Source organism: Rhizobium sp. UBA1881, assembly GCF_002338015.1.
GTDB lineage: Bacteria > Pseudomonadota > Alphaproteobacteria > Rhizobiales > Rhizobiaceae > Rhizobium.
This window is the reverse complement of record NZ_DDHH01000135.1, coordinates 1-1,666: the sequence shown is the minus strand read 5'-3', so window position 1 is coordinate 1,666 and position 1,666 is coordinate 1. Positions and strand designations below refer to the sequence as shown.

Sequence of the window (1,666 nt, the reverse complement as noted above, 5' to 3'; positions counted from 1 at the left end):
GCGTTTCCGCCCGCGACAAGAGCCGCCTGCTTGTTCATGATTTTCAAGGCGCTCCGTGACGCCATTTTGTGACGCGGTTCTAGCGGCAACGCAGGTACACGGTTCGCCGCACCACGCCGATGCCCAATTGTTCGGCAGATGCATAGCCCGGTGGCAAACCCTGTTGCAAGCAAAGAAGCAAATCTTGATGATGCCGCGTTGAATTGCGTCGACAGGCATTGATTTGTGTTGGATGCCGCAATACCCATGCGTCTGCAGGAAATCCAGAGGTTTTAAGGTCGAAACAGCAGATTCTTGGCTTTTCGGATTCCGGATCGACCGGAAGCTATCCGGGCCCTGCAACCAAAGCCGTCTACAGGAGTCTTGAGCCGTCCGAGATATAAGGGTGTGGGCTCAACCCCGTGAGGACCATCACCAGATCATTGCGAGGACGTTAGCTGCTCAAACTGCGGCGATCTGAGCAGCCGAGGCGCCTTAAATCACTTTGAGACGGGTCGAGCTTTTTTTGGGGTGGGTCGGCTTGGCGATGCGAACGCGGTGGTGTCCACTGTCGCGGCAATACAAGTTCCGTCGCGCCCCCCCGTCCGCCAAAGCTAGACGTAGTCTGACTTCAGGCTGTGCCGACCTGCGGCGCCAGGCCGAGGCTCTTCGAGATATCTGCGCCCGCGCCTTGTCCAACCAGTGCCGATCACACGGCCTTTGATGCTTCCGAGGACGATTGCGGGACGATATGGGGTTGGAACATCGGCTACCGACTGCCAATATTATGAAAAGCCGAGCCACGTTTGCCCGGAACCTGAGCCTGGAGATCGCCACCGGCTGATCGGGCAATGACGTCGAGCCAAGGCTGAATGTCGCTCAGCAGTTTTCGTCCATGGGAGCATCAGCGGTCTGACCGGCGCACGATGCAAACGAACGAGTGGCCATGCCCCGACTTGTCGCCGACAGAAATCAGGGGATTTATGCGATCATGCGACGATGCAGTACGGCGCGACGGAACCGGTCAGCGAGCAGTTAGGCAGTTGCTGAAGTACTGCCGCGGCCTCGTAACACCCAGTGAAAGCCTGCAACCCTCTGGGCTTCCGCCAGTTAAAGCGGGAGGCGACCGAGCGCCATGAGGCGGTAGCGCCCGGATAGGAATGGATCAGGTCGCACGTGAGATGGAGCCTGGGTTCACATATACAGTCAGTTAAGGCTTCCTTTGAAATCGGGCGCTATTGGAAGGCGACGCAACAAAAATTTTAATGACATGACCATTCCACGCTCCTTTCTGATTGGTATCCGCCACAAGAGACGGCCTTCAATCGATGACCACAATTGGTGGGTAAAAACCTTCGCCAAGATTGGCCAGCCCGCAGCGGTCTGCGGCCGTTTGACCGACGGTATCGAAGGACGCCGAGACAACGTCTTGGACATCCTTGAGCCCTTGAACGACAGAGCAAGTTTGGAGATCACAGGGTTCAAAGACCATTCTCAAGTATTTTGGACGGGTCGAACGTTTCTACTAAAAGAAAATCGGCTCAACATGGACGTCGCTAGCGTCGAACCTGATTTCCAAGGGAAAGGCATTGGCAAACGGCTTGCGGCCAACTGTTTTAAAATCGCAACATCAATGGGCTTGGCACGTATCACTATAACCACGATCGGCCTCGGAAACTACGTGTGG

2 protein-coding genes are annotated in these 1,666 nt (G+C 55.9%); one reads left to right on the top strand and one right to left on the bottom strand.

Features of this window, described 5'->3' with window-relative positions:
- Window positions 1-248: hypothetical protein (locus B3605_RS16490; protein WP_296435092.1), on the bottom strand; the 248-nt coding region annotated here is incomplete at its 3' end.
- 1,001 nt (window positions 249-1,249) lie between these two features.
- Here B3605_RS16490 and B3605_RS16485 point away from each other — a divergent pair.
- The coding region (locus tag B3605_RS16485) for a GNAT family N-acetyltransferase (RefSeq protein ID WP_296435091.1) at window positions 1,250-1,666 on the top strand (417 nt) is incomplete at its 3' end.